At 69.2% G+C, this 19,592-nt stretch carries 14 protein-coding genes and 6 pseudogenes; 17 read left to right on the forward strand and 3 right to left on the reverse strand.

Annotated elements, in window-relative coordinates; translation table 11 throughout:
• Window positions 1–11: 11 nt before the first annotated feature.
• From pdxS to QQK29_RS14285, 12 genes and pseudogenes are all read left to right on the forward strand, one after another.
• Window positions 12–922, forward strand: a pseudogene (gene pdxS, locus QQK29_RS14230) (pyridoxal 5'-phosphate synthase lyase subunit PdxS).
• A pseudogene (gene pdxT, locus QQK29_RS14235) lies at window positions 834–1,510 on the forward strand (pyridoxal 5'-phosphate synthase glutaminase subunit PdxT). The pseudogenes pdxS and pdxT overlap by 89 nt, the downstream one beginning before the upstream one ends.
• A 207-nt stretch (window positions 1,511–1,717) precedes the next feature.
• Window positions 1,718–1,858 (forward strand): hypothetical protein, encoded by a 141-nt coding sequence (locus QQK29_RS14240; protein ID WP_284301222.1) that lies wholly within the window; start codon window positions 1,718–1,720, stop codon window positions 1,856–1,858.
• Complete coding sequence (locus QQK29_RS14245) at window positions 1,849–2,328, forward strand: hypothetical protein (protein ID WP_284301224.1); 480 nt, start codon at window positions 1,849–1,851, stop codon at window positions 2,326–2,328. Before QQK29_RS14240 ends, QQK29_RS14245 begins: the two co-directional genes overlap by 10 nt.
• Window positions 2,329–2,374: 46 nt before the next feature.
• A complete protein-coding gene (locus tag QQK29_RS14250; RefSeq protein ID WP_284301226.1) occupies window positions 2,375–3,136 on the forward strand; it encodes a YebC/PmpR family DNA-binding transcriptional regulator in 762 nt (253 codons plus the stop codon).
• Window positions 3,137–3,160: 24 nt separating this feature from the next.
• Complete coding sequence (gene ruvC, locus QQK29_RS14255) at window positions 3,161–3,721, forward strand: crossover junction endodeoxyribonuclease RuvC (RefSeq protein ID WP_284301228.1); 561 nt, start codon at window positions 3,161–3,163, stop codon at window positions 3,719–3,721.
• A gap of 3 nt (window positions 3,722–3,724) precedes the next feature.
• Window positions 3,725–4,335: pseudogene (gene ruvA / locus QQK29_RS14260) on the forward strand (Holliday junction branch migration protein RuvA).
• Window positions 4,332–5,461: pseudogene (gene ruvB, locus QQK29_RS14265) on the forward strand (Holliday junction branch migration DNA helicase RuvB). Before ruvA ends, ruvB begins: the two co-directional pseudogenes overlap by 4 nt.
• A complete protein-coding gene (yajC, locus tag QQK29_RS14270; RefSeq protein ID WP_284301230.1) occupies window positions 5,446–5,865 on the forward strand; it encodes a preprotein translocase subunit YajC in 420 nt (139 codons plus the stop codon). Before ruvB ends, yajC begins: the two are co-directional and overlap by 16 nt.
• A gap of 118 nt (window positions 5,866–5,983) precedes the next feature.
• Window positions 5,984–7,627 carry a protein translocase subunit SecD gene (gene secD / locus QQK29_RS14275; RefSeq protein ID WP_348533877.1) on the forward strand — a complete coding sequence of 548 codons (1,644 nt, stop codon included), beginning with the start codon at window positions 5,984–5,986 and terminating at the stop codon, window positions 7,625–7,627.
• A gap of 79 nt (window positions 7,628–7,706) precedes the next feature.
• Window positions 7,707–8,642, forward strand: coding sequence for a protein translocase subunit SecF (secF, locus tag QQK29_RS14280; protein ID WP_431308707.1), 936 nt, complete (start codon window positions 7,707–7,709; stop codon window positions 8,640–8,642).
• 111 nt (window positions 8,643–8,753) lie between these two features.
• Window positions 8,754–10,996, forward strand: a pseudogene (locus QQK29_RS14285) (RelA/SpoT family protein).
• Here the strand turns inward: QQK29_RS14285 and QQK29_RS14290 are convergent.
• The 3 genes from QQK29_RS14290 to QQK29_RS14300 form a co-directional block, all read right to left on the reverse strand.
• A complete protein-coding gene (locus QQK29_RS14290; protein ID WP_284301232.1) occupies window positions 10,983–11,525 on the reverse strand; it encodes a type IV toxin-antitoxin system AbiEi family antitoxin in 543 nt (180 codons plus the stop codon). The pseudogene QQK29_RS14285 and the gene QQK29_RS14290 sit on opposite strands and share 14 nt — an antisense overlap.
• An 88-nt stretch (window positions 11,526–11,613) precedes the next feature.
• Window positions 11,614–12,792: a DUF349 domain-containing protein gene (locus QQK29_RS14295; protein WP_284301983.1), complete on the reverse strand. Its 1,179-nt coding sequence runs from the start codon at window positions 12,790–12,792 to the stop codon at window positions 11,614–11,616.
• Between the two features lie 168 nt (window positions 12,793–12,960).
• Window positions 12,961–13,758, reverse strand: coding sequence for a peptidylprolyl isomerase (locus QQK29_RS14300; RefSeq protein ID WP_284301234.1), 798 nt, complete (start codon window positions 13,756–13,758; stop codon window positions 12,961–12,963).
• Between the two features lie 123 nt (window positions 13,759–13,881).
• Here QQK29_RS14300 and QQK29_RS14305 point away from each other — a divergent pair, with 123 nt between their 5' ends.
• The 5 genes and pseudogenes from QQK29_RS14305 to ruvX all read left to right on the forward strand — a co-directional run.
• On the forward strand, window positions 13,882–15,258 hold the full coding sequence (locus QQK29_RS14305) for a replication-associated recombination protein A (RefSeq protein WP_284301236.1): 1,377 nt from the start codon (window positions 13,882–13,884) through the stop codon (window positions 15,256–15,258).
• A gap of 181 nt (window positions 15,259–15,439) precedes the next feature.
• Window positions 15,440–16,072, forward strand: coding sequence for a 30S ribosomal protein S4 (rpsD, locus tag QQK29_RS14310; RefSeq protein WP_284301238.1), 633 nt, complete (start codon window positions 15,440–15,442; stop codon window positions 16,070–16,072).
• Window positions 16,073–16,189: 117 nt separating this feature from the next.
• Window positions 16,190–16,420 carry a hypothetical protein gene (locus QQK29_RS14315; RefSeq protein ID WP_284301241.1) on the forward strand — a complete coding sequence of 77 codons (231 nt, stop codon included), beginning with the start codon at window positions 16,190–16,192 and terminating at the stop codon, window positions 16,418–16,420.
• A gap of 65 nt (window positions 16,421–16,485) precedes the next feature.
• Window positions 16,486–19,143 (forward strand): alanine--tRNA ligase, encoded by a 2,658-nt coding sequence (gene alaS / locus QQK29_RS14320; RefSeq protein WP_284301243.1) that lies wholly within the window; start codon window positions 16,486–16,488, stop codon window positions 19,141–19,143.
• 13 nt (window positions 19,144–19,156) lie between these two features.
• Window positions 19,157–19,584 (forward strand): annotated as a pseudogene (gene ruvX, locus QQK29_RS14325) (Holliday junction resolvase RuvX); the annotation flags it as partial.
• Between the last annotated feature and the right edge of the window lie 8 nt (window positions 19,585–19,592).

The following is a 19,592-nucleotide window of genomic DNA, read 5'->3' on the forward strand; positions in this document are numbered from 1 at the left end:
GAATTCGGTGCATGACCACCCCCGCAGCCGAATCCTCCGCCCCTGCCCTGGGCACCGACCGCGTCAAGCGCGGCCTCGCCGAGATGCTCAAGGGCGGGGTGATCATGGATGTCGTCACCGCCGAGCAGGCGCGCATCGCGGAAGACGCGGGCGCCGTCGCCGTCATGGCGCTCGAGCGCGTTCCCGCCGACATCCGCGCGCAGGGCGGCGTGGCGCGCATGAGCGACCCCGACCTCATCGACGACATCATCTCCTCGGTCTCGATCCCCGTCATGGCGAAGGCGCGCATCGGGCACTTCGTCGAGGCTCAGGTGCTCCAGGCGCTCGGCGTCGACTACATCGACGAGTCGGAGGTGCTCTCGCCGGCCGATTATGTGAACCACATCGACAAGTGGCGTTTCACCACTCCCTTCGTCTGCGGCGCAACCAACCTTGGCGAGGCGCTGCGGCGGATCACCGAGGGCGCCGCGATGATCCGCTCGAAGGGCGAGGCGGGCACGGGCGACGTGTCGGAGGCGACCAAGCACATCCGCACCATCACCGGTGAGATCAACGCGCTGCGCTCCAAGACCAAGGACGAGCTCTACGTGGCCGCCAAGGAACTGCAGGCCCCGTACGAGCTCGTGGCCGAGATCGCCGAGACCGGCAAGCTGCCGGTGGTGCTGTTCACCGCGGGTGGCGTCGCGACGCCCGCGGATGCGGCGCTCATGATGCAGCTCGGGGCGGACGGCGTGTTCGTCGGATCCGGCATCTTCAAGTCGGGGAGCCCGCGAAGCGCGCCGCCGCGATCGTGAAGGCCACGACGTTCTTCGACGACCCGGGCGTGATCGCGGATGCCTCGCGCGGGCTGGGCGAGGCCATGGTCGGCATCAACGTGTCCGACCTTGCGGCGCCGCACCGTCTCGCCGAGCGTGGCTGGTAACGCGCCGAGGGTCGGCGTCCTCGCGCTGCAGGGCGACGTGCGCGAGCACCTCGCGGTGCTGCGTGAGCTGGGCGCGGATGCGGTGACCGTGCGTCGTCCCGAGGAGCTCGAGACCGTTTCCGGGCTCGTGATCCCGGGCGGTGAGTCGAGCGTGATCGACAAGCTGAGCCGCACCTTCGGCGTCGCCGAGCCCCTGCGGAGCCGTATCGCGGGCGGCATGCCGGTGTACGGCACGTGCGCCGGGCTGATCCTGCTCGCCGACGTGGTGCTCGATGCCATCGAGGGGCAGCAGAGCTTGGGCGGGCTCGACGTCGCGGTGCGACGCAACGCCTTCGGCAACCAGAACGACTCGTTCGAGACCGATCTCGACATCCCGCAACTGGGGAGCCCGCGGTGCACGCGGTGTTCATCCGCGCGCCGATCGTCGAGTCGGTCGGGCCGGATGCGACCGTGCTGGCCGCGCTCGACGACGGCCGGGTCGTGGCCGTCGAGCAGGGCAACCTGATGGGCACGTCGTTCCACCCCGAGATGACGCGCGAGCACCGCTTCCACGAGCGCTTCCTCGACCGCGTGCGCGCCGCATCCTGACCCCTCTGTTGTGCAGGAGTTCTCTGTTGTGCAGGAGTTCTCGGCGCGCGGTCGCTCCTGACCCCTGTATTCACGGGCGTCCTGTCACGCATTCCTGCACAACAGACCCGGAGTTCCTGCACAACAGCACACAGCGGCCACCCCTGCGGGGTTGGTAGCGCCCGAAGGGTGCGTGTCGAAACGGCGTCCGTGCGCCATGCTCGATGCATGAGCTGGTATGCCGATTTCGGGCCGCGTCGGGCGCGGCAGGTCGTCGCGGATGTTGTGGCGCTCGTGGTCGTGATCGCGGCGATCCTCACGGGCGTGGTGGTGCGCAACACGATCGCAGCACTGGGGGCGTGTTCGTGAACCTGCAGGACGCGGGAGCGGGGTTCGAGGGCACGATGGGCGAGATCGGCGAGCGTCTCGGCGGCGTCCCCCTCATCGGCGATGGCATCCGGGGACCTTTCGATCAGGCGGCCGGTGCCGGCGTGGCGATCGCGGATGCCGGACGCACGGGTCAGGCGGTCGTGGAGACGATCGCGACGGTTGCCGGACTCGGCTTCGCCCTCGCGCCGATCGCCGTGGTGGTGCTCCTCTGGCTGTGGCCGCGCATCCGCTTCGCACGGCGTTCAGCCGAGACGCGCGCCCTGCTGCGCCTCGACGACGGTGTGCAGTTGCTGGCGTTGCGCGCACTCGACGACGCCCGTGCCGTGGAGCTCGCCCGGATCTCTCCGCGGGTGGTGACCGCCTGGCGCGCTGGCGATGCGGAGGTCACGCGGGCGCTGGCCGCGCTCGAGGCACGCGACTCGGGCGTGCGGCTGCCGAGGCTCGGCTGAGTTCGCCCCGCTAGACTTGCCCGCGGATTTCATTGAGAGGGGCACCGTGAGCGGGCATTCCAAGTGGGCCACGACGAAGCACAAGAAGGCCGTCATCGACGCGCGTCGTGCGAAGTCGTTCGCCAAGCTCATCAAGAACATCGAGGTCGCGGCCAAGATCGGCGGCGCCGACCTGGCCGGAAACCCGACCCTGTACGACGCGGTGCAGAAGGCCAAGAAGACGTCGGTGCCCAACGACAACATCGACCGCGCGATCAAGCGCGGTGCGGGCATCTCGGGCGAGTCGGTCGAGTACCTGAGCATCACCTACGAGGCGTACGGCCCGAACGGCGTGGCGCTCATGGTGGAGTGCCTCACCGACAACAAGAACCGCGCCGCCGCCGAGGTGCGCACGGCGCTCAGCAGGAACGGGGCGACCCTCGCCGATCCCGGCTCGGTGGCCTATAACTTCAGCCGCAAGGGCGTCATCTCGATCACGAAGGCCGACGGTGTCACAGAGGACGCGATCCTCGAGGCCGTCATGGACGCCGGCGTCGAGGACGTCATCGACCAGGGCGGCGGCTTCGAGGTCATCACCGACCCCTCGGAGCTGGTGGCCGCGCGCACGGCCCTGCAGGACGCCGGCCTCGACTACGACTCCGCCGAGGCCGAGTTCGTGCCGAATCTCAAGGTCGAGGTCGACGCCGAGACCGCGAAGAAGGTCTTCCGCATCATCGACGCGCTCGAGGACAGCGACGATGTACAGAATGTCTTCAGCAACTTCGACATCCCGGCCGAGGTACAGGCCGAGCTCGACGCCGAGGACTGACGCATCGCCGGCCAGGCCCTGCGCGTGCTCGGGATCGACCCCGGGCTGACGCGCTGCGGGGTCGGCATCGTCGACGTGCTTCCCGATCGGCGCGTGTCGCTCGTGCACGTCGGGGTCATCCGCACCGCGGCGGACGACGAGCTTCCCGCGCGGCTGCTCGCGGTGTCGGAGGGCATCGCAGCGGCCATCGCGGAGTTCCATCCGGATGCCGTGGCCGTCGAGCGGGTCTTCGCCCAGCAGAACCTGCGCACCGTGATGGGCACGGCGCAGGCGAGCGGCATCGCCGTGGCCAAGGCGGCGGAAGCCGGCCTGCCGGTGGCGCTGCATACGCCGAGCGAGGTCAAGGCGGCCATCACCGGCTACGGCGCGGCCGACAAGGCGCAGGTGGGAGCCATGGTCGCCCGCGTGCTCGGCCTGGCCGAGATCCCGCGCCCGGCCGATGCCGCCGACGCGCTCGCTCTCGCCATCTGCCACGGCTGGCGCGGGGGAGCGACGGCACCGGATGCCGGAAGCACTGGCGGTCTGACTCCCGCGCAACGGGCGTGGCGCGCCGCCGAGAAGTCGTCGGCGAAACGTAGACTCTAGAACATGATTTCGAGTGTCCGCGGCACGGTGCTGCACGTCGCGGGCGGTGGAGCCGTCATCGAGGTGGGTGGCGTCGGCATGTGGGTCGCGCTCACGCCCGACCACGCCTTGGGTCTGCGGGTCGGCTCCGAGGCCTTCGTGCACACCGCTCTCATCGTGCGCGAAGACGACCTGAGCCTCTACGGCTTCGCCTCTCGCGAGCAGCTCGAGCTCTTCGACCTGCTGCGGAGCGTCTCCGGGGTCGGCCCGAAGTCGGCGCTGGGCGTGCTCGCGCAGCTCTCGCCCGACGAGATCGCGCGGGCCGTCGCCGAGGAAGACGACGCCCCTTCCGGCGGGTGTCGGGCATCGGGCCCAAGACCGCGAAGCTCATCACGGTGTCGCTCGCCGGCAAGCTCGTCGCTCCCGCCGCCGTTCGCGCCGGGGCCGCTCTCGTCGCCCCCGATGCGGATGTCGTGGCAGCCCTTGTAGGTCTCGGCTGGCCCGAACGCGCCGCCTCGGCCGCCGTATCCGAGCTGCTCACGGAGCTCGGCGGTTCCGCGCCGACCGAGGTGCCCGCCCTGCTGCGGATGGCCCTCGGCCGCCTCGGACCGCAACGAGCGGGCGTGCGCCCGTGAGCGATCCGATCACGACGCCCGACCCGGAGTCGGAGGCCGAGCTGGCCTTCGAGGGCGCGTTGCGGCCCCGCAGCCTCGCGGAGTTCGTCGGGCAGTCGAAGGCGCGCGGCCAGTTGCAACTGCTCCTGCGGGCAGCCGAGCTGCAGCAGCGCGCCCCCGACCACATCCTGCTCGCGGGCCCCCTGGGCTCGGCAAGACGACCCTCGCGATGATCGTCGCCCAGGAGGGTGCGCGGCCGTTGCGCATGTCGAGTGGTCCGGCGATCCAGCACGCCGGCGATCTCGCGGCGCTGCTGTCGAGTCTCGTACCCGGCGAGGTGCTGTTCATCGACGAGATCCATCGCATGGCGCGCAACGCCGAGGAGATGCTCTACCTCGCGATGGAGGACTTCCGCATCGACATCATGGTCGGCAAGGGGGCGGGAGCCACCAGCATCCCGCTCGATCTCGCGCCGTTCACGCTCGTGGGCGCGACCACGCGATCCGGCCTGCTGCCCAATCCGCTGCGCGACCGCTTCGGCTTCACCGCGCATCTCGAGTTCTACGACGACAGTGAACTCGACGAGGTGCTCGCCCGCGCCGCTCGCCTGCTCGGGCTCGATCTGGCGCCGGATGCGCGGGCCGAGATCGCATCCCGCAGCCGCGGGACACCGCGCATCGCGAACCGCCTGCTGCGCCGTGTGCGCGACTACGCGCTCGTGCACGGCCGGTCCGCCGACCATACCGCGGTGCACGAGGCCCTCGAGCTGTACGACGTCGATCCGCTCGGGCTCGACCGGCTCGACCGCGCTGTGCTCGAGGCGATCCTCGCGCGCTTCGACGGCGGTCCGGTAGGGCTCTCGACGCTCGCGATGTCGGTGGGCGAGGAGCCGGAGACGATCGAGTCGGTCGTCGAGCCCTTCCTGCTGCGCATCGGCATGATCAGTCGCACGCCGCGCGGGCGGGTGGCCACCCCGCGCGCGTGGGAGCATCTCGGTGTGCGCCCCCGAGTGTGGGGCGGGCGGGCGCCCGGACGCTCTTCGACGATGACGTATGATTTTCGGGGACCGCGACGCCTCACTCCGTGGGCTGTGCGCAGTTTCCCCTCATCCCGGAAGGCTCTCCTCTCCTCATGGACTTCACACTGATCCTGCTCGCCGGCCTGCTGGTGGTCATGATCTTCTTCACTTGGCGCAGCTCGCGGAAGCGCAAGGCGGATGCCGAAGAGATGCAGACCAAGCTGCAGCCCGGCGCCGAGATCATGACGCAGCACGGCATCTTCGGCACCCTCATCTCGCTCGACGACGAGAAGAACGAGGCGATCGTCGAGACGACCCCCGGCACGCGCCTGCGGGTGCACCGCCAGGTGATCGTGCGCGTGGTCGACCCGGAAGAGCTCGAGCACGCTGACGACGACGTCGTCGACGAGGCGGATGTCGAGACCTCTGTCGAGGCCGACGACGCCCCCGCCGACACCACGGAGCCGGAGTTCGGCGAGCGCACGGAGAAGCCCAAGCGCGCACCGCGCAAGAAGCCCACCGAGACCGAGTAGCGGTGGCGACGCGTAGCACGCCGGTCCGGAAGGCCTGGCGGTCTCTCGGCTGGCTCGCAGGCATCATCGTTCTGCTCGTCGGCCTCAACACGGCCGGTGCCATCTGGTGGGGCTGGGGGTGGGCCCCAAGCTCGCGCTCGACCTCGAGGGCGGCACCCAGATCATCCTCACGCCGAACCTCGAAGATGGCGAGTCGGTCACCGACGAGCAACTGCAGCAGGCGAAGGAGATCATCCGCAACCGCATCGACGCAGCGGGCGTCGTCGAGCCGGAGATCACCACCGAGGGTGGCGACAAGATCATCATCTCGATTCCGGGCAAGAACCCGGACGAGACGACCCTCCAGCGCATCAAGGCCTCGGCCAAGATGGAGTTCCGCGCCGTGCTGCTCGCCGGTGGACCGGCCAGCTCGAGCGTGTCGCCGACCGACGAGCCGAGTGACGGAGCATCCGACGAACCCGCCGACGGGGCGACCGAGACGCCGGCGCCGACGGCGACACCCACAGCGACGCCCACCGACGGATCGGACCTCGCCTGGGTGACACCCCAGCTGCAGGAGCAGTTCGACGCCTTCAGCTGTGACCAGGTCGAGGATGCGGGAACGAACGCGGCACCCTCGGATGTGCCGCTCATCACGTGCGACCAGGACAGAACCGAGAAGTTCCTGCTCGGCCCCGTCGAGGTCGAGGGTGCCGACATCTCCGACGCCCAGGCGGGTCTCAAGACCACCTCCACGGGTGTGACCACGGGTGAGTGGGTCGTCAACCTGAGCTTCAACGGCGCGGGCACCGAGGCCTTCTCGAAGGTCACGACACGTCTCGTTCCGCTCGAGACACCCCGCAATCGGTTCGCGGTCGTGCTCGACGGTCAGGTGGTCATCGCGCCGAGCGCGAACGACCCGATCAACGATGGTCGCGCGCAGATCTCGGGCGGGTTCACGCAGGAGTCCGCGAAGATTCTCGCCGACCAGCTCAAGTTCGGTGCGCTCCCGGTGGGCTTCACCGTCGAGAGCATCGACTCGATCTCCGCCACGCTCGGCACGACCCAGCTGCAGAGCGGCCTCATCGCCGGACTCATCGGTCTGCTGCTCGTGTTCGTGTACTCGCTGTTCCAGTACCGGCTGCTCGGCACCGTCACGATCGCGTCGCTCATCGTGGCGGGGGTGATCACCTACTTCGTGGTGAACATCATGTCGTGGCGCGAGGGGTATCGACTCTCGCTTGCGGGTGTCGCGGGTCTGATCGTGGCGATCGGATTCACGGCCGACTCGTTCATCGTCTACTTCGAGCGCATCCGTGATGAACTCCGTGACGGCCGCGGGCTCGTCGGGGCCGTCGAGGCGGGCTGGAAGCGCGCGCTGCGCACCGTGCTCGCCGCGAAGAGCGTCAACCTGCTCTCGGCAGTGATCCTGTTCGTGCTCGCCGTGGGCTCGGTGCGCGGCTTCGCCCTCACGCTCGGTGTCACGACGATCATCGACGTCATCATCGTGATCCTGTTCACGCACCCGACACTGCAATTGCTCGCGACCACGAGGTTCTTCTCGAGCGGTCACCCTGCGACGGGCCTCGATCCCACAGCCCTCGGAGCGGTCTATCGGGGGCGCGCGGAGTTCCGGATCTCGAAGGATGCCCGCAGGGCTGGCGCGAGCCGTGAGGCGGAGCGTCGTCAGACCATCGCCGAGCGCAAGGCGGCCGAGCTCGCGGCGGCGAACGCCGGCAAGAGCAGCTCGAAGCCCTCCACGGGGAAGAAGGAGGCACGCTGATGGCCGGACCGTTCCAGCGTCTCGGTAACGACCTCTACACGGGGGCGCGCGGCATCAACTTCGTGGGCAACCGCCGCTGGTGGTTCCTGCTCGCCGGCATCCTCATGATCGCCTCGGTCGCCGTGCCGTTCGTGCGCGGCGGGGAGACTTCCTCTCCGGCTTCAACTTCGGCATCGAGTTCCGCGGGGGATCGCAGTTCCTCGTCTCGGAGATCCCCGCGTCGGATGACGGCATCGACACGAGCCTCGCGGAAGACGCCGTGCACGAGGTCGAGCCGAACGCGGTCGTGCGCGTCAGCACCGTCGGCGACGATGGCGTGCGCGTGCAGACCGACCAGCTCACCGACACCGCGACCCAGCAGGTGACGATCAACCTCCAGGAGGCGTACGACACCGAATCGGTGTCCGCGTCGTTCATCGGCGCCACCTGGGGCGCCGACATCACCGACAGCGCCCTGCGTGCCCTTGGCGTGTTCGTCGTGCTGGCCCTGGTGTTTATGGCGCTCTACTTCCGCACCTGGAAGATGTCGATCGCGGCGATCCTCAAGCTCCTGCACGACCTCATCCTGACCGTGGGAATCTATGCCGCGACGGGCTGGGAGATCACGCCTGCCGCGGTCATCGGCTTCCTCACGATCTTGGGCTACTCGCTCTACGACACCGTCGTGGTGTTCGACAAGATCCGCGAGAACACCGGCGAACTCGGCGACGACTCGACGCGCACCTTCGGCGAGGCGGTCAACCTGGCGGTCAACCAGACACTCGTCCGCTCGATCAACACCGGTGTCGTCGCGGCCCTCCCGGTTGCCGCGATCCTCGTGATCGGTGCGTTCGTGCTGGGGGCCGACACGCTGCGCGACATCTCGCTCGCGCTGCTCGTGGGCACCATCGCGGGCACCTACTCGACGCCGGCCTTCGGGGCGCCGTTGTACTCGGTGTTCCGCGAGGGGGAGGCGGAGATCTCCAAGCGCGACAAGCGGGTGCTGCAGCGCCGCGGAGAGCTCGTCTCGGCGTAGGACGCAGGTGTCGAGATGCGTCGCCCGCGCGGGCGAACGCGCCTCGGAGCCACCGTCCGGTGAGCGCCTCGATTCCCTCCTAGAATCGAGGTTCGGGGAAGGACGCGCGCGATGAGCACCGAGACGCAGAGCACGGCGTCGCGTCGCGCCCTGCTGCCGCGCCTGTTCTCGCGTTCGCAGCCGACCGGGGCCGTCGACCGGCTGCTGAAGACGGTGCGATCGCATCATCCGAAGTCCGACCTCGCCCTCGTCGAACGCGCCTACAGCGCTGCGGAGCGCGCCCACGACGGGCAGAAGCGTCGCAGTGGGGAGCCGTACATCACGCATCCCGTCGCGGTGGCGCAGATCCTCGCCGACCTCGGGATCGGGCCGAAGACGATCGCCGCGGCGCTGCTGCACGACACCGTCGAAGACACCGAGTACACGCTCGACATGCTGCGTTCGGACTTCGGCGACGAGATCGCCATGCTCGTCGACGGCGTCACCAAGCTCGACAAGCTCAAGTACGGCGACTCCGCGCAGGCCGAGACGGTGCGCAAGATGGTCGTCGCGATGTCGAAAGACATCCGAGTGCTCATCATCAAGCTCGCCGACCGTCTGCACAACGCCCGCACCTGGGGTTTCGTGCCGCAGGAGTCCGCTGCACGCAAGGCCCAGGAGACGCTCGAGATCTACGCGCCGCTCGCCCACCGCCTCGGCATTCAGACCATCAAGTGGGAGCTGGAAGACCTCAGCTTCGCGGTGCTGTACCCGAAGCTGTACGTCGAGATCGAGAGCCTCGTGCGGGATCGCACGCCGCAGCGCGAGGAGTTCGTGCAGCAGGTGATCGACGCCGTGAGCGAGGACCTGCGGGCATCCAGGATCAAGGGCCAGGTGGTCGGGCGGCCGAAGCAGTACTACTCGATCTACCAGAAGATGGTGCTGCGCGGCCGCGAGTTCGACGAGATCTACGACCTGGTCGGCATCCGGGTGCTGGTGGGCTCGATCCGCGACTGCTACGCCGTGCTGGGCGCGATCCACGCGCGGTGGAACCCGGTTCCCGGTCGGTTCAAGGACTACATCGCCACCCCCAAGTTCAACCTGTACCAGTCGCTGCACACCACGGTGATCGGGCCGAAGGGGCGCGCGGTCGAGATCCAGATCCGCACCCACGAGATGCACGAGCGGGCCGAGTTCGGCGTCGCCGCCCACTGGGCCTACAAGGAGCGGATCGCGACGGGTCGCGCGGATGCCTCCGCGCAGGCCGGCGCCGAGATGGCGTGGCTCGCGCACATCAGCGACTGGCAGGCGGAGACCTCGGACCCGGGGAGTTCCTCGACAACCTCCGCTTCGAGATCGGCGCGAAGGAGGTCTACGTCTTCACCCCGCAGGGCAAGGTCATCGGACTTCCGGCAGGGGCGACACCAGTCGACTTCGCGTACGCCGTGCACACCGAGATCGGTCACCGCACGATGGGTGCGAAGGTCAATGGGCGCCTCGTGCCGCTGGAGTCGGTGCTCAACTCCGGCGACGTGGTCGAGATCTTCACCTCCAAGAACCCGGATGCCGGCCCCAGCCAGGACTGGCTGAACTTCGTCAAGTCCGCCCGCGCCCGCAACAAGATCCGCGGATGGTTCACCAAGGAACGCCGCGAGGAGGCGGTCGACCAGGGCAAGGATTCGATCGCGCGGGCGATGCGCAAGCAGAACCTGCCCCTGCAGAAGCTCATGAGCCAGGACGTCGTCAACGCCGTCGCGGCGCAGATGCGCTACGACGGTGTCGAAGCGCTCTACGCCGCCGTCGGTGAGGGCCATGTCTCGACGCAGTCGGTCATCGAGAAGGTGCTCGCCTCGCTGCAGACCGAGGCCGACGACGAGTCGCTGACCTTCACCCCGAAGTCCCGGGGCCGCGCGCTGCGCTCGAGCGACTCCGGCGTGCTCGTGCGGGGCGCCCCCGACATCCTCGTCAAGCTCGCGAAGTGCTGCACGCCCGTCCCGGGCGATGAGATCGTCGGCTTCGTCACGCGCGGCTCGGGGGTGTCGGTGCACCGCTCCGACTGCGTCAACGTCAAGACGTTGTTGGCAGAGCCGGACCGCATGATCGACGTGCAGTGGGCTCCCAACTCCTCGAGCGTCTTCCTCGTGCAGATCCAGGTCGAGGCTCTCGACCGTGCGGGGCTGCTCTCCGACATCACGCGCGTGCTCTCGGAGCACCACGTGAACATCCTCTCGGCGAGCGTCTCGACCTCGAGCGACCGCTTGGCGATCAGCCGCTACGTGTTCGAGATGGGTGACACCGTGCACCTGGATCGACTGCTCAACGCCGTGCGCCGCATCGACGCGGTCTACGACGTGTATCGCGTCAACTCGGGCTGAGCGCCGCACGGAGGCGCTCACCCGCCGCCCGTTTGCCCGCGAGGTTGCGCCCGCGGTTCATCGCGTGCAGGGCGGCGTCGACCTCGAAGCCGCCGATCTCGGCGAGCCGTCGCATGACCGCCGCCTCGTGCTCGCCGAAGTGGGTGCGGAATCGCGCGAGATCGACAGCCGTGCGCAGCGGACTCGTGACCGACGCCTCGCCCCACCGCACGACGTCGCCGGAGCGCAGGCGGCTCTCGATCACGAGGGGACCGCCACCGAATGGCGGACGCCACCGCGCGGCGAGGTCCACGAGGAACTCGCCGCGCGCGGGCGGATGCGGCGTCGCACCCCAGATCCAGGCGGCCGTGCCGAGCGCCGCGACGAGGCGCGGCGTGCGCGTGCCCAGCGCCGCGACCGCCCGGGTAGCGGGCACGGGCGCGACGCCGATGGGCACGTAGCCCTCACCCAGCCGGTATGCCTCTCCGTCGAGGAGCACCGCCTGCAGCTCGACCTCGGGAAGGTCGTCAATCAGAGGGAAGGGCGCCACCGCACCAGCCTGCTGCACGACGCAGATCATGCCGGGCGATGTATGCCGATCGGTGGAGAACCGAGGCTGTGGAGAACTGCGCGGGCGGTCAGCCGAGGGCCGAGAGCCAGGCTCGCTTGGCTGCGAGCTCCTCCTCGGCCTCGGTGATGCGCCGCGTGTCTCCCGCCTTCTTCGCCGCCGCGAGGTCGTCCTCGGCCTTGGCGATGGCCTGCTCGAGCTGAGCCGCGAAGCCGCTCGAGCGCGCCTCCTTCTCGGGGTCGGTGCGCTTCCAGTGGTCGTCTTCGAGCTTGCGCACCGCAGCCTCGATCTTGCGCAGTCGATCTTCGATCACGCGCACCTGGTCACGCGGCACCTTGCCGATCTCATCCCAGCGACGCTGGATGCCGGTGAGCGTGGTGCGCGCCGCGCCCCGATCGGTTGCCGTGAGCAGCGGCTCGGCCTCCTCGAGAAGGGCGAGCTTCTTCTCGAGGTTCTCGCCGAACTCCGCGCTCTCGACCGCGTCGGCCTCGGCCTTCGCGCCGTAGAGCACATCACCCGCGGCCTTGAAACGAGCCCACAGTGCGTCGTCGGCCTTCTTGCCGGCGCGACCCGCCGCCTTCCACTCGTCGAGCAGGCGTCGGTAGTCCGGAATCGCCGCGGCGCCCTTGCTCGCGAGGGCCTCGGCCCTCTCGACGAGACCCTGCTTGCGGGTGCGCGCATCGCGGTGCACGGTGTCGAGCTCGGCGAAGAACGACTTGCGCGCCGTCTCGATGGTCGAGCGCGCGGTGCGGAATCGCTTCCACAGCTCGTCGCCGTCCTTCTTCGGGATACGCGGACCGCTGTGCTGCGCGGTCTGCCAGCGGGCGAACAGCGCGTCGAGCTGCGCGGTCACCTGCTTCCACTGAGCCTTGGAGAGATCCTGTGCCGCGAGCGTTTCCGCTTCGGTGACGATGCTCTCGCGTTCGACCACGGCATCCGCGATGGCCTGCTGAGCCTCGGCGCTCTGCTTCTCGGCGGCCTCGCCGAGGGTCTCCTGCAGCTTGGCGAGCCGGTCGCTCAGGCTCTGCAGGTCGCCGACGGCGTTCGCCGCGGGGATGGTGGGGGCGAGCGCCGCGACGGCCTTGGCGACATCCTGAGCGGGAGCGCCGCCTCGCAGACGCTGCTCGAGCAGCGAGACCTGCCCCTCGAGCTCCGCGAACTTGCGCTCGTAGTAGGCGAGCGCCTCCTCGGGCGTCGCATCCGGATACTGGCCCACGGCGCGCTCGCCCGCCGCCTCGCGGACGTACACCGTGCCGTCGTCGTCGACGCGACCCCACGGTGCCTGCTGGTCCGGTGCCTGCTGGTCGCTTGCCTGCTGGTCGGGTGCCTGCTGCTCGGGGGCCGACTGCTCGTCGCTCACTGGTCTCCTGCTTTCGCATCGATCGTGGCCGGCTGCCTCTCGCCGACGCGTGCCAGCCTATTGCAGGGTCACCCGCGTGATGGTGGTGGGCACGAGCGGCTTGCCGGTTCCGTCCTGAGGGTTGACCGTCGCCGGGTCGATGCCCGCCGAGGTGATCTTCTCGATGAGCTGATCCAGTCCGCTCGTGACGGTTCCGACGACCGTGTAGCCGCCCGTCGTCGTCGGGAGCTTGGTCTCGCCCGTGATGATGAAGAACTGATGCCCGTTGCTGTAGACGCTGTCGCCGCGCGCCATCGCGATCGTGCCGGGCGCGTAGCTGCCGTCGGCCGGCGCGTTCTCGACCGGGCCGTAGGAGAACTCGGGGTCCGGCGCGCCCGTGCCGTCGATCGACCCGCACTGGATGAGCTGGAAGTTCTCGGCGTCGCCGAGTCGGTGGCACGTCTTGTCGACGTAGTAGCCGTCCTGCACGTCCTGCACCCACCCGGCGACGGCCTGCGGCGCGGCGGTGCCATCGAGCGAGATGCCGAGGGTGACGTCGTCGTTGAACACGAGTTCGCCCGTCCACACCCGATCCTCGGCGAGCGAGGCGTCGGGGGCACCGACGTTCTGGTCGGCCGCCGCGCTCGGACTCGGGGATGCCGAGGGCGCCGGGGCGGGAGCGCCCGGTCCCTGGGTGAAATACAGCACCTGGGTCGTGATCGCCAGCGCGGCCACGACGATCCCGCCGACGATGCCGACGACGTTGTCGCGGCGGCGACGACGTTCGCGAACCTCGTGCACCTCCTGGCGGGCCTGGTAGGCGCGAAGGCGCTCGCGCGCCTCTCGCTGTTCACGCTGCTGGCGACTCGATGCCACTCGCGGTCCTCTCCGACGACGGGTAGAACCGCGCATGACGGCCCAGCATGACTTTAGCCAGGGCGGTGAGGGGCTCCAAACCGAGCGACGGCGCGCGTCGCACGCCGCGGTTAGCATGAGCGCATGACCGGGCAGCAGGGGCTTCGCACGGGGGCGACGCCGCTCGCCGTGCGCATGCGGCCCAGCTCGCTCGATGAGGTGGCCGGTCAACGGCACCTGCTCGGCGCGGGTTCACCGCTCGTCAATCTCGCCCAGGACGCCTCGGGCGAGACCGGCTCGGTGTCGGTCATCCTGTGGGGCCCGCCGGGCACCGGCAAGACGACCATCGCGCAGGCCATCGCACGCAGTTCCGGCCGCCGTTTCGTCGAGCTCTCCGCTGTCACCGCCGGGGTCAAGGATGTGCGCCAGGTGATGGACGAGGCCCGATCCACTCGTGATCTCTACGGACTCTCGACGGTGCTCTTCCTCGACGAGATCCACCGGTTCAGCAAAGCGCAGCAGGATGCGTTGCTTCCCGGGGTCGAGAACGGCTGGGTCATCCTCGTCGCGGCGACGACCGAGAACCCATCGTTCTCGGTGATCGCGCCGCTGTTGTCACGGTCGCTGCTGCTGACTCTCGAGCCGCTGTCGGAGGATGACCTCGGGGTTCTCGTCGACCGGGCCGTGTCGGACCCGCGCGGACTCGCGGATGCCGTGACGCTCGCCGACGACGCGCGTGCCGCGATCATCCGTCTCGCATCCGGCGATGCGCGCCGAGCTCTCACGGCGCTCGAGGCCGCCGCGACGGTCGCGGCCGCACCGGGCGCGGTTGCCGAGGGTGAGACGCCGGTCGTCACCGCCGAGATCGTCGCCGCAGCGGTGGACCGGGCGCTGCTGCGCTACGACCGGCAGGGCGACGAGCACTACGACGTCATCAGCGCCTTCATCAAGTCGGTGCGCGGTTCCGATGTCGACGCATCGCTCCACTACCTCGCGCGCATGATCGAGGCGGGGGAGGATCCCCGCTTCATCGCGCGACGCATCATGATCTCGGCTGCCGAAGACATCGGCATGGCCGATCCCCATGCGCTCAGCGTCGCGGTGTCGGCCGCGCAGGGCGTGCAGTTGATCGGCATGCCCGAGGGCCGCATCCTGCTCGCCGAGGCGGTCGTCTACCTCGCGACAGCGCCCAAGTCCAATGCCTCGTACAAGGCGCTCGACGCAGCGATCGCAGATGTGCGCGCCGGGCGGATCGGACGCGTTCCCACGCCCCTGCGCGACGCTCACTACCCGGGAGCCAAGCGACTGGGCCACGGCAAGGGCTACAAATACGCGCACGACGCCGCGTACGGTGTGGCCGAGCAGCAGTACCTGCCCGACGAGTTGCGGGGCACGCGCTACTACGAACCGACGACGAACGGCTACGAGCGCGAGGTCGGTCCGCGGCTCGATCGCCTGCGCGCCCTGCTGACCGGCAAGCCGATGCCGAAGCGCGAGCCCGACACGCCGGCCGCTGATTGAGGAGCAGCGCAGCCGCGTATCGAGATCCCCGCCTCCGCCTCTGGTAGGCTGTTCCGGTTCGAGTCCGAACACATCCCACCTTCAGATCCGCCGGTCGCGTCGACGTGCGCCCGGGCCACCGGATGGCGGGATGCACGTCTGTGAGCCGTGAAAGTCTCGGCCACGTGTTGGAAGGACATCCATGCCCGCCTCCAAGGCACAGGACCGCCGCAAGGTCCGCCTCTCTCGCGCCCTCGGCATCCCGCTGACGCCCAAGGCCGCCCGCTACCTCGAGAAGCGCCCCTACGCGCCCGGCGAGCACGGCCGCACCAAGCGCAAGGCCGACAGCGACTACGCCGTGCGTCTGCGTGAGAAGCAGCGTCTGCGCGAGCAGTACGGCATCCGCGAGAAGCAGCTGCGCATCGTCTTCAACGAGGCCCGTCGTCAGCCCGGCCTGACCGGTGAGAACCTCGTCGAGCTGCTCGAGATGCGTCTCGACGCCCTCGTGCTGCGCGCGGGCTTCGCCCGCACCACGGCGCAGGCCCGACAGTTCGTCGTGCACCGTCACATCCTCGTCGACGGCAAGATCGTCGACCGCCCCTCCTTCCGCGTGAAGCCGGGCCAGCTCATCCACGTCAAGGAGCGCTCGGAGTCGACCGAGCCGTTCCAGGTCGCCGCCGCCGGTGGCCACGTGGACGTGCTGCCCAAGACCCCGGGCTACCTCGAGGTCGAACTCGACAAGCTCCACGCGCGCCTCGTGCGTCGCCCCAAGCGCGCCGAGGTCCCCGTGACCTGTGAAGTGCAGCTGGTCGTCGAGTACTACGCAGCCCGCTAAGCGAATGATGAAGGCCCCGCTCCGGCGGGGCCTTCGTCATTCGTGGAATCGGCATAGGCTAGAACAGTTGAGCGGTACCCGCCGCCGACGCCGGACACACGAGAAGTGAGGAACACGATGAAGGGTGCACTGCTTCTGATCGCCGGAGTCGCCATCGGCTTCGTGGTCGCCCACGAGGTGTCCAAGACGGATGCCGGCAAGAAGTTCTTCGACGATGTCGACAGCAAGACCCGCGAGTTCGGTGACGCTGTCGTGCAGGGCTATCGAGCCCGTGAGGCGGAGTTGAAGACCGCTGTCGCGAACGCGCAGGACGCGATCGACGACCTCGCCAAGCGCGCCACGTCCTGAACCACCCCCGCCGTCGGGCCGGCGGCCCACGCCACGTCCCGATGGGACACCTATACGGAGAACCTGTGCAGACCGCTGAGATCCAACGTCGCTGGCTGACCTTCTTCGGCGACCGCGGCCATACCGTTGTGCCGTCGGCGTCGCTCGTGAGCGACGACCCCGCACTGCTGTTCACGGTCGCGGGCATGGTGCCGTTCATCCCGTACTTCACCGGGGTGGTGCCTGCACCGTTCCCGCGCGCCACGAGCGTGCAGAAGTGCATCCGCACCCTCGACATCGAGGAGGTCGGCAAGACCACGCGGCACGGCACGTTCTTCCAGATGAACGGCAACTTCTCCTTCGGCGACTACTTCAAGGAGCAGGCGATCGCCTACGCGTGGGAACTGCTCACCATGTCGGAGGCCGACGGCGGCCTCGGGTTCGCCGAGAAGGACCTCTGGGTCACCGTCTACGAAGACGACGAGGAGGCGATCGGCTTCTGGAAGAAGGTCGCCGGGCTGCCCGACGAGCGGATCCAGCGCCTCGGACGCGCCGACAACTACTGGTCGACGGGGCTTCCGGGCCCGGCAGGTCCGTGTTCGGAGATCTACTTCGATCGCGGCCCGCAGTACGGCCCGGATGGCGGACCCGCGGTCGATGACACGCGCTACATCGAGATCTGGAACCTCGTGTTCATGCAGTATCTGATCACGAACGTGCGCTCGAAGATCGACTTCGACATCGTCGGCGAGCTGCCGAAGAAGAACATCGACACGGGCATGGGGATGGAGCGCGTCGCGTTCCTCAAGCAGGGCGTCGACAACATGTACGAGATCGACCAGGTGCGCCCCGTGCTCGATCTCGCCGCCCGGATGTCGGGCCGTCGCTACGGTGCCGTGCACGACGACGACGTGCGGATGCGGGTCATCGCCGATCACGTACGGTCGAGCCTCATGCTCATGACCGACGGCGTGTCGCCGTCGAACGAGGGTCGCGGCTACATCCTGCGTCGACTGATGCGCCGTGTCGTGCGCGCGATGCGCCTGCTGGGCGTCGACGCGCCGAGCTTCGCCGAGCTCTTCGACGCATCGCGTGTGGCGATGCGCGAGGCGTACCCGGAGGTCGAGGCCGAGTACGAGCGCACCTCCCGCCTGGCGATGGCGGAGGAGGAGGTGTTCCTGCGCACGCTCGCGAGCGGCACGACGATCCTGGACCTCGCGGTGGCCGACACGAAGAAGGCGGGCGCACAGTCGCTCTCGGGCGACACCGCCTTCCTCCTGCACGACACCTTCGGCTTCCCGATCGATCTCACGCTCGAGATCGCCGACGAGGCGGGCCTCGCGGTCGACCGTGCAAGCTTCGACACGCTCATGGCCGAGCAGCGCGCCCGGGCGAAGGCGGATGCGAAGTCCAAGAAGGCGGGACTGGCCGACCTCTCGGTGTACTCCGACTTCCGGGCGCTCGGCGAGACGGTCTTCACCGGCTACGACTACCTCGAGACGGAATCCCGCATCCTGGGCCTCATCGCCGAGGGCGCCTCGGTGCAGAGCGCCCACGCGGGCGAGGTGGTCGAGGTGATCCTCGCCGAGACCGCGCTCTACGCCGAGTCGGGCGGTCAGGCCGCCGACAAGGGCTCGATCGTGGGCGACGGCTTCGATCTCGAGGTGCTCGACGTGCAGCGACCCGTCAAGGGGCTCGTGAGCCACACGGCGCGCGTCCGCAGCGGTGTCGTGTCGGTGGGCGCGACGGCGAACACCGTCGTCGACCGCGAGTACCGCCACTCGGCGGCTCAGGCGCACTCGGCGACGCACCTCGTGCACGCAGCGCTGCGCGACACCCTCGGGCAGCAGGCGCACCAGTCGGGTTCGTTCAACAAGGCCGGCTACATGCGTCTCGACTTCTCGTGGAACCAGGCCCTCACCCCCGAGACCCGCAGCGAGATCGAGGAGATCGCCAACAACGCGGTGCGCGACAACCTCGAGGTCGTCACCCGGATCCTGCCGCTCGACGAGGCGCGCAAGGCGGGCGCCATGGCGCTCTTCGGCGAGAAGTACGGCAAGACGGTGCGCATGGTCGACATCGGCGGCCCGTGGTCGCGTGAGCTGTGCGCAGGCACCCATGTGCGCACCTCGGCCGAGGTGGGCCTCGTGAACCTCGTGTCGGAGTCGAGCGTCGGCTCGACCAACCGCCGCGTCGAGGCGCTCGTCGGCCTCGAGGCCTTCCGTGACCTCGCGGCCGAGCGCGCGATCGTGCACCAGTTGACTTCGGCGCTCAAGACGCCGCGCGATCAGTTGCCCGATCGGATCACCGATCTCGTGACCCAGCTCAAGGCGGCGGAGAAGAAGATCGCCGCGTTCGAGGCGTCGAGGCTCGCGGGGCGCGTTCCCGAGTTGGCGGACAAGGCGACGCGCATCGGTGCGGTGCTCGCGGTCGTGGAGGACCTCGGAGAGCTGCAGTCGGTCGACGAACTGCGCAGCCTTGTGACATCGGTGCGTACGCGGCTGCAGGCGGAGGCGGCGGTCGTGGCTCTCGCGGCACGCATCGCGGGCAAGCCGTCGGTCATCGTCGCGACCACGGCGGGCGCGCGCGAGGTCGGCGTGACCGCGGGCCCCCTCGCCAAGCAGGCGGCTGCCACCCTCGGCGGCGGCGGAGGCGGCAAGGACGACATGGCGCAGGGTGGTGGGTCGGATCTCGGCGCGCTTCCCGCGGCCCTGCAGGGCCTGCGCGACGCGCTCGGCGCCTGACACGGCGGTCGTGATGCGGCGAGGGGTGCGCGTCGGCGTCGACGTCGGCAAGGCCCGGGTGGGGGTCGCGCGCTGCGATCCGGACGGCCTGCTCGCGACGCCCATCGAGACGCTGCCGCGCGACGCGCGTACGGTCGCGGCCGTACTCGCGTACGTGCATGAGCTCGACGCGATCGAGGTGGTCGTCGGCCTTCCCCTCTCGTTGAGCGGAGCGGACACGGCATCGACGACCGACGCGCGACAGTTCGCCGCGCAGTTGGCCGACGCATCCGAAGTGCCGGTCCGGCTCGTCGACGAGCGTCTGAGCACGGTGACGGCCCACCGGCAGCTTCAGGCGGGGGTCGGCGCGAGAAGGGCTCGCGTTCCATCGTCGACCAGGTCGCCGCTGTTATCATCCTGCAGAACGCCCTCGACTCCGAGCGGATGTCGGATCGTCCCCCGGATCCGTC

The sequence above is a fragment of the Homoserinibacter gongjuensis genome (genome assembly GCF_030161875.1).
GTDB classification, from domain to species: domain Bacteria; phylum Actinomycetota; class Actinomycetes; order Actinomycetales; family Microbacteriaceae; genus Homoserinibacter; species Homoserinibacter gongjuensis.

Excerpts from the sequence above, each read along its gene's own strand:
- QQK29_RS14240 (WP_284301222.1), top strand. The coding sequence starts at position 1,718 with ATGAGCTGGTATGCCGATTTCGGGCCGCGTCGGGCGCGGCAGGTCGTC.
- yajC (WP_284301230.1), top strand. The coding sequence starts at position 5,446 with ATGGACTTCACACTGATCCTGCTCGCCGGCCTGCTGGTGGTCATGATC.
- QQK29_RS14305 (WP_284301236.1), top strand. The coding sequence starts at position 13,882 with ATGACCGGGCAGCAGGGGCTTCGCACGGGGGCGACGCCGCTCGCCGTG.
- rpsD (WP_284301238.1), top strand. The coding sequence starts at position 15,440 with ATGCCCGCCTCCAAGGCACAGGACCGCCGCAAGGTCCGCCTCTCTCGC.
- QQK29_RS14315 (WP_284301241.1), top strand. The coding sequence starts at position 16,190 with ATGAAGGGTGCACTGCTTCTGATCGCCGGAGTCGCCATCGGCTTCGTG.